Below are 7,912 nucleotides of genomic sequence, written 5' to 3' on the forward strand. Positions count from 1 at the left end.
CTCTATTGGTATGAAAAATGCATATCAAAAATGTATGAAGGTAGAAGAGATTCATAAAAGATGTATCTATTTTAAAAAAAAGACAGTTTTTAAATGTCTTGGTTTTACAGAGGGAATTAAATTCCCGAGCAGAAAGGAAATTGTTGCTTTTTGTTTGTCAGGAGATTTTGAAAACTGTCCAGTTTACAGAAAAAAAGAAAATCTGAATGAAGAGAAGAGTAAATAAAAATAGAATTGCAGATTTTGAAAAGAGAAAAATTGATTTTGAAAGCATCCTTATATTGTCATCTTTTTTGCTATTTTTCTTTTTTTCTCCTTTTTCTGTTATTTCAGCAGATGAAATTTTATGTATTGAATGCCATGACATTCCTGAGAAGGACAAGAATATGAATTATGTCCATCGCGGCATTGACTGTGTAGATTGCCATTCAGATATCTCTTTTTCTGAGGACCCTCACACAAGAAGTAAACTTTCTTCAAGGCAGATATGCGGAAACTGCCATACAAGGGAGTATGAGCTATTACAAAAAAGTGTTCATGGAAAAAAGAAAAGTGCATTCAAATCATATGCCTTGGAATGTTCAGATTGCCATGGTAATCATTTAATCATTAAAGAGGATGAGAAAAAAGTAAGTGCTATGCGTGTAAAAATACCTTCTATTTGCGCAGAGTGCCATAATAGCGTGAAATTTGTGGAGGTTTCAGGAGGAGTATATTCAAGAAAGGTCTATGTCCAATATGAAAACAGCGTTCATGGTGAATCTTTTGGCAAAGGTGTCTTGGCTGCAGCAATATGCACAGATTGCCATGGCGCCCACAATATAAGGAATCCTGCTGACTACAAATCCACAGTTGCAAGGAATAGTATTGCCCAAACCTGCGGCAACTGCCATTACGGAATATTTATCAAATATAAAAAGAGTATCCATTATGCGGCTTTGCAGAAAGGAATATCACGTTCACCAGTTTGCACTGACTGCCATGGTATTCACACAATTACAAGTATCGAGAATGGTTCTGACTCTGTCATTGATGCTGAAAGGAAGATTGTCTTTGATTCCTGTGTCCGCTGCCACGATGATGTACGGCTTAGCAAAGAATATCAGGTTGCACCGCAGAGGGTGTCAAGCTATTTGCAGAGTTATCATGGATTGGCAGCACGGCAAGGAGAAACAACAGTTGCCGACTGTGGGAGTTGTCATGGCGTCCATATGGTTTTGCCATCAAGCAATCCTGAATCATATGTCAATAAAAATAATCTTTCAACAACCTGTGGGAAATGCCACCCAAAGGCAAGTGAAAATTTTGCTTCTGGAGTAATTCATATCACCAAGACGCAGAGTGGCGGAAACGATTCTGAGAAAATACTTTTCTATATAAAATGGATATACATTTTTCTTATAATAGTGACTATTTCGGGTATGTTCATTCACAACTTTCTCGACTTCATCCAAAAGATGAAGCTCCATTTTCAAGGAAAACTTCATTCAGAAAAAAGGAGCGAAGTCTTTTATGAACGACTTAATCTCAATGAAAGAATTCAGCATTTTTTCCTTCTCATCTCTTTCATTTTTCTTGTTGTTACAGGTTTTGCTCTTGTTTTTCCTGATTCATGGTGGACACTACCATTCCGAATTATTGAAGGAGGTGCTTCTTTGAGGGGATTGATTCATAGAATCGCAGCTGTTTTTCTAATGGGGACTGCTCTTTATCATATCTATTTCATTACAGCCACTGAAAGAGGAAGATTCGAGCTTAGAAGTATGCTCCCATCCGATAAGGATTTGAAAGATATGCTTGCAAACTTTGCTTTTCTGATAGGTTTAAAAAATGAAAAACCAAAGTATGACAGGTTTAATTATATTGAAAAGAGCGAATACTGGGCATTGATATGGGGCACAGCCGTGATGGTAATAACCGGACTTATTCTATGGTTTGAAGAGGAAACTTTATTGTTCTTCCCAAAGATTGTAATAGATATTGCTGAACTTGTGCATTATTATGAAGCATGGCTTGCCACTTTAGCTATCATTGTTTGGCATATATACTATGTTGTCCTAAATCCTTCAGTCTATCCAATGAATTGGTGTTGGTTAACAGGAAAGATATCGCTCGATGAAATGAAGGAAGAACATCCTATTGAACTTGAGAAAAGGGAAGAGCTTATTCATATTCAAGAGACAGGATAGGAAATATGATGAAAATAGATGAAAAGAACTTTACAATTATTTTGTCATTATTTTTCGTTTTCTTGATTTCAATGAATTCATCTGCAGAAATAAAGTGTACACAATGCCATAGCGAAAAAAGTATCTTGAAATCCAAGCGAGGAGATAAACTTTATATTGACCTTTCAAGATACACAACATCTGTGCATGGAGATCTATTATGCAGAGATTGTCATTCAGAGATTGGAGAGGTAAGGAGCTCTCTTGACCATGGGGAAAATGCGAAAGAAGTAAGATGTGAAGACTGCCATGAAGAAGAATATGAAATCTATCGAAAAAGCGTTCATGGATGGTCAAAAAAATCACATAAATATTCGCCGCCTTACTGCTCAGATTGTCATGGCACTCACTATATTTCCTGTGTAAGTGATCCAGACTGCCAGGTTTCTCCTATCAATCAAATAAAAGTATGTATTAAATGCCATGAAGATGAAAATGTCGTAAATGATTACGGTCTTCCATCGATAAGATTTATTCAGTCTTATGAAAAAAGTGTTCATGGTAAAGCCATAGAAGAAAAGGGATTATTAGTGGCGGCAGTGTGCAGTGATTGTCATGGAGGGCACGGCATACGAGAGATAAAAGATATAAATGATGTTGTCTTCAAAAAGGATATAGTTACTATTTGTGGCCGCTGTCACAAACCAATAATGGAAAATTATAAGGCAGGAATACATTGGACAGCCTTAAATAATGGAATAGTTGAAAGCCCTTCCTGTATAAATTGTCACGGAGAGCATGAAATCTTGCCTCCAACAGATAAGAAGTCATCTGTATTTACCGCAAATATTCCATCAACTTGTTCCAAATGTCACGAAAATGAAACTATTTCGTCTGCTTACGGTATACCGTCAGGACGTTTTAAAACATATATGGATAGTTTCCATGGTCTTCTTTTAGAATACGGTGAATTAAAGTCTGCAAACTGCGCAAGCTGTCATGGCGCGCATAAGATTCTTCCTTCAACAAATCCTGAATCAAGAGTTTATAAAGATAATTTGCCCCATACATGCGGCAAGTGCCACCCCAATGCGGGAGAAAAATTTAAGAATGTAAAGATTCACATTACTGCTGATAAAGATGTTTCGCCGGGCAAGTATTATATAAGGAAATTTTATGTTTGGTTTATAGGAATACTTGTAACTTTCTTTTTGATTTATGTGGCAATGGAGCTTTATAGCTATTTCTCTAAGAAGAAGAGCTGACAATGACTAAAGAAAATCAAAAAAGCTTTTCAAGGTTTAATATAATTTTTCGAATTCAGCATATTCTGCTTATGCTATCGTCTATAGTGCTTGGAGTGTCGGGCTTTGCTTTGCTTTGGCATTCAACCGAAGTTGCAAAGATGATAATAAGCATTGGTGGCGGTTATACAGGAAGGGCTTATATTCACCGTATTGCGGCAATAATTTTGATTTTTGATGGCTTGTGGCATCTGTTATACATTTTATTTTCAAAAGATGCACATAATGAATTCTTGAAAATTATTCCTTCCTTTTCCGATTTCAAGGAGTTGGCTAAAGCCGTTTCTTATTATCTGTCTAACAATAAGGAGTTTCCAAAGTTCAAGAAATTCAATTTTATACAGAAATTCCAGTATTGGGGTGTGGTCTTAGGAATGATGATAATGATTTTAAGCGGTTTGGCGCTCTGGTTTAAAGATATCTCGATGATGATTTTACCTAAATGGGCAATGGATGTGCTTTTGACATTGCATGGGCGAGAAGGTTTGCTTGCCTTCTTAGTGCTTTTTTTATGGCACCAGTATAATGTTCATTTGAATCCATCGGTATTTCCAATGGATAAGATTTGGTTAACAGGAAGGATAAGTGAAGATAGACTTAAAAAAGAACATTATTTAGAATATGAAGAGATTATTAAAACAAATTTGAATTGAAAAGATATGAAAAATAGGAAAAATAATAGAAAAGATTTACTTTCTTTAAAGTTTATATCTTTGTTCATTTTTTTCATCTTTCTCTCGCTATCTGTATATGCTCAGCCAGATGATACCAAATGTCTTGTGTGCCATGGGAAGAAAGGTTTTTCAAATCCCCTTTCTACTGGAAGAATTTTAAATCTATATGTAGATGCCAAAGAATTGAGGAAATCGGTACATTCTGAAAAATCCTGTACAGATTGTCATTCTGATGTTCTTTCAATTCCACATCGCAATGAGATCAACAAGGTAAATTGTGCTGAAAGATGCCATTTTGTTGGCAATCCTTCAGGGGCGCCGGAAACAGTAAAGTATAGTGAGTATTTTCAAAGTGTCCATGGACAGGCTCTTTTGAAAGGAGTTTCTTCTGCACCTATATGTCAGGATTGTCACGGTAGCCACGATATCTATAAACCTGATAATGAAAATTCAAAGGTCTCAAGAAAAAATATCCCAAAAACATGCGGTAAATGCCATCTTCAGGAATATGTCGATTTTACTAATTCTGTTCATGGTGAAGCATACCAAAAAGGGAATCCAGATGTTCCTGTTTGCACAAATTGCCATGGTGAACATAAAATCTTATCTCATGATAATCCCAAATCTACTGTCTATGCAAGCCATATAAGGGAAACTTGTTCTGCCTGTCATGAAAAAATGCAAATTATGGAGAAATACGGTGTATCGACTGAACAGGTAGAAACATATGAAGAGAGTTTTCACGGCATAGCCAATGAATTTGGAATAAAAACTGCGGCTAATTGTGCAAGCTGTCATGGATATCATAATATCAGGCCTTCATCCGACCCAAAATCTACAATCTATAAGGACAACATTCCAAAAACATGCGGTAAATGCCATCCGGGAGCCAATATAAATTTTGCAAAAGGGAAAATGCATATAAATCCCAAGAAAAAAGAATCAGGTATTGTTTATTATGTGGCACAATCATTCAAGTATCTCACCATTTCTGTAATGCTTGCATTGGTTGCTCACATAATTTTGGATTTGAGAAAAAGACTGAAAAAAACGGAGTCTTGAGATATGGATGATAACAAAAGAGATGACAGTTTCAGCACAGAGAAAAACAAAGAGCTAACTACTCTTAAAGAAACGATAAAAGAGCAGGTTCTAAATGAATTGAGAGAAAAATACGGCAATGGATTCAAAAAGGATGAGCTCGAAAAGATTGCTTCTCGAATCTTAGAGGATTATGTGGAGATAAAGGATAAAGTACTTCTTGATTATATCAGAGAAGAGGAAAGAAAAAAAGAGAGAGAAAAAAAAGAAAAACCTGCGGAAGAAGAAAAGGAAGAATTTTTTATTCGTTTTGGACTAAATTTCAGACTTCAACATATGCTTCTTTTTACAAGTTGTATTGTTCTTATTTTAACAGGAATCCCCGAAAAATTCTATTTTACTTCACCTGCCGCTTTTTTTATCAACCTTGTGGGAGGAATGAAAACGATAACTTTGATACACAGAATAGGCGCTGCAGGCCTTGTATGTATGTTTCTCTATCACTGCCTAATCTATACTCCTTTTACTCGTCAGGGCAGAAGCGATTTCATAGAGCTTTTGCCCCGTTGGAAAGATGTGACTGATGTGATTCAGATGATTAAGTATTTTTTCGGGAAAACAGATGAGAAGCCTAAATTTGGCAGATTCTCTTACATTGAAAAATTCGATTATTGGGCAGTATATTGGGGCTGTATCATAATGATTGGCTCAGGTTTTTTGATGTGGTTTGAGGTTGAATCAATAAATCTCTTTGGGAAGGTAATAGTAGATATATGTAAAGAAGCGCATAGCGATGAAGGATTGTTATGCACTCTTGCAATATTGATTTGGCATTTTTACAATGTTCATTTCAATCCTCGAGTTTTCCCAATGAGTTGGGTGTGGTGGAATGGAAAAATATCAAAAGAAGATATGATTGAAGAGCATCCTCTTGAATATGAAAAGATTATGATGAAAAGAAATAAAGCAGTAAAGAAAAATGAATAGACAAAAAATAGGACAGAGGAAAGATGAAGAAAAAATTTATTATAACAGGCATTATAGTTTTAATTTTCTTATTACTATCTGTTCTCTTTTACAGAAATTTTCAAAACCCATCTTTTTGTACGAGATGTCACTATATGGAGCCCTATTATGAAGGGTGGAAAGAATCTTCTCATAACAAAGTAAGGTGTCTTCAGTGTCATGATTACAGTATCCCAAAGATAGTCCTTAGTTCCATTGTATATTTTATGGGATATTACAATCCCCGTCCTATAGGCGATGTAAAGAATGAGAGCTGTATGCAGGCAGGATGTCATAGTGACAGGATGGTAAATAGTGTTGTGGCATTTGAAAATAAGATAAAATTTGACCATTCGAAGCATATGGGAAGGCTTCTTCGAGGAAAAATGCTTAGATGTTCAAGCTGTCATTCTCAAATTGTCCAAGGAAATCATATAGATGTAACAAAGGAAACCTGCTTCCTTTGCCATTTCAAAGGAATGAGTGAAGATAAAGCATATACAGGTTGTCCATCTTGCCATGGTGTACCTGACGGAGAGGTCACTCATGGCGGTTATTCGGTCAATCTTTCTGAATATATAAAAACAGGTATAGAATGCAACAGGTGTCATACAAAGGTTGTAAAGGGAGATGGTAGAGTTGATAAGACACGATGTTTTTCCTGTCATCCTGAAAGAATGGAAAAGTTTGATGATCATAAATTTATTCATGATAAACATGTGTCAGAAAAAGGGATTGACTGTTTTTATTGTCATCAAAAGATATTACATGGAAATGTCCAGATGGCAAAACCGTTAGAGGTAAAATGCGACAGCTGTCATAGAAAACTTCATAGCGGCCAAAAGGAGATGTATATGGGGGTTATGGCAAAGAATGTAGAAAGTACGCCAAGTCGTATGTTTGCGGCTCAGGTTTCCTGTGACGGATGCCATACTGAAGTTCATTTCATAAAGGGGCGTCATATCCTTGGCGAAGCGATGGCTGAAGCAAATGAAAAATCCTGCCTTGCTTGCCATGAGAAAGGATATGACTTAATGCTTCGTTCATGGAAGAGAAATATTGAAAATCTGCTTCTATACACTGAAAAGAGGTTTAAGAAGCTTCCATATAAAATAATGAAGGATGAAGATAAGAAGACATATGAGGATATGGATTTCAACTTAAATTTTTTGAAACGTGCAAAGGGAATTCATAATGTTGAATATGCCGTTAAAATTTTGAGAGGAATAAATGATTTTGAGGACAAATTTTTGAAAGGAAGTTATAAGGACAGAAGATTGGATGATTTAATGAATATGAATACTTCGTACTGCACGACCTTTTGTCACAACTATATAAAAAAAGATTCTATCCTTGACTATAAAGGGAATGATTTCCCTCATGAAAAACATTTTAAAAAATTTGGATTAGAATGCACAGACTGTCATTCATCGCAAAAGCATAAGGAGACAACAATAAGCTATGAGGAATGTGCCGCTTGTCATCATAGTGATGATGAGGCAAACTGCAAGAGATGTCATTTTGACGAAGCCACTTTATATTTTGGTTTAAAGCAAAAAGACTTGCCCAAAATTGTCCCTGATGTGATGGCTGCATCGGAGGTTAGATGCAATGATTGTCACTTGCCAACGGAAGATTCTTCTTCAACGGACGCTATATCAAGATGTGAAAATTGTCATGATGAAAACTATAAAGAAATGCCACAAGAGTGGAAGATTAA

At 35.9% G+C, this 7,912-nt stretch carries 7 protein-coding genes; all 7 read left to right on the plus strand.

Annotated elements, in window-relative coordinates; all coding sequences use genetic code 11:
• The coding region (locus D6734_10675) for a hypothetical protein (GenBank protein ID RMF93187.1) at positions 1-226 on the plus strand (226 nt) is incomplete at its 5' end.
• Complete coding sequence (locus tag D6734_10680; GenBank protein ID RMF93188.1) at positions 207-2,189, plus strand: cytochrome B; 1,983 nt, start codon at positions 207-209, stop codon at positions 2,187-2,189. The genes D6734_10675 and D6734_10680, both read left to right, overlap by 20 nt.
• Before the next feature lie 5 nt (positions 2,190-2,194).
• On the plus strand, positions 2,195-3,433 hold the full coding sequence (locus tag D6734_10685; protein RMF93189.1) for a hypothetical protein: 1,239 nt from the start codon (positions 2,195-2,197) through the stop codon (positions 3,431-3,433).
• 2 nt (positions 3,434-3,435) lie between these two features.
• Positions 3,436-4,125: a hypothetical protein gene (locus tag D6734_10690; protein ID RMF93190.1), complete on the plus strand. Its 690-nt coding sequence runs from the start codon at positions 3,436-3,438 to the stop codon at positions 4,123-4,125.
• Between the two features lie 6 nt (positions 4,126-4,131).
• Positions 4,132-5,208: a hypothetical protein gene (locus D6734_10695; GenBank protein RMF93191.1), complete on the plus strand. Its 1,077-nt coding sequence runs from the start codon at positions 4,132-4,134 to the stop codon at positions 5,206-5,208.
• A gap of 3 nt (positions 5,209-5,211) precedes the next feature.
• Positions 5,212-6,174, plus strand: coding sequence for a cytochrome b/b6 domain-containing protein (locus D6734_10700; GenBank protein RMF93192.1), 963 nt, complete (start codon positions 5,212-5,214; stop codon positions 6,172-6,174).
• Between the two features lie 134 nt (positions 6,175-6,308).
• Positions 6,309-7,912, plus strand: a 1,604-nt coding sequence (locus tag D6734_10705; GenBank protein ID RMF93193.1) for a hypothetical protein, incomplete at its 3' end; no start/stop codon positions are given.

The organism is Candidatus Schekmanbacteria bacterium, from assembly GCA_003695725.1.
GTDB lineage: Bacteria > Schekmanbacteria > GWA2-38-11 > GWA2-38-11 > J061 > J061.

Coding starts and splice junctions, on each gene's coding strand:
- D6734_10680 (RMF93188.1), top strand. CDS start 207: ATGAAGAGAAGAGTAAATAAAAATAGAATTGCAGATTTTGAAAAGAGA.
- D6734_10685 (RMF93189.1), top strand. CDS start 2,195: ATGATGAAAATAGATGAAAAGAACTTTACAATTATTTTGTCATTATTT.
- D6734_10690 (RMF93190.1), top strand. CDS start 3,436: ATGACTAAAGAAAATCAAAAAAGCTTTTCAAGGTTTAATATAATTTTT.
- D6734_10695 (RMF93191.1), top strand. CDS start 4,132: ATGAAAAATAGGAAAAATAATAGAAAAGATTTACTTTCTTTAAAGTTT.
- D6734_10700 (RMF93192.1), top strand. CDS start 5,212: ATGGATGATAACAAAAGAGATGACAGTTTCAGCACAGAGAAAAACAAA.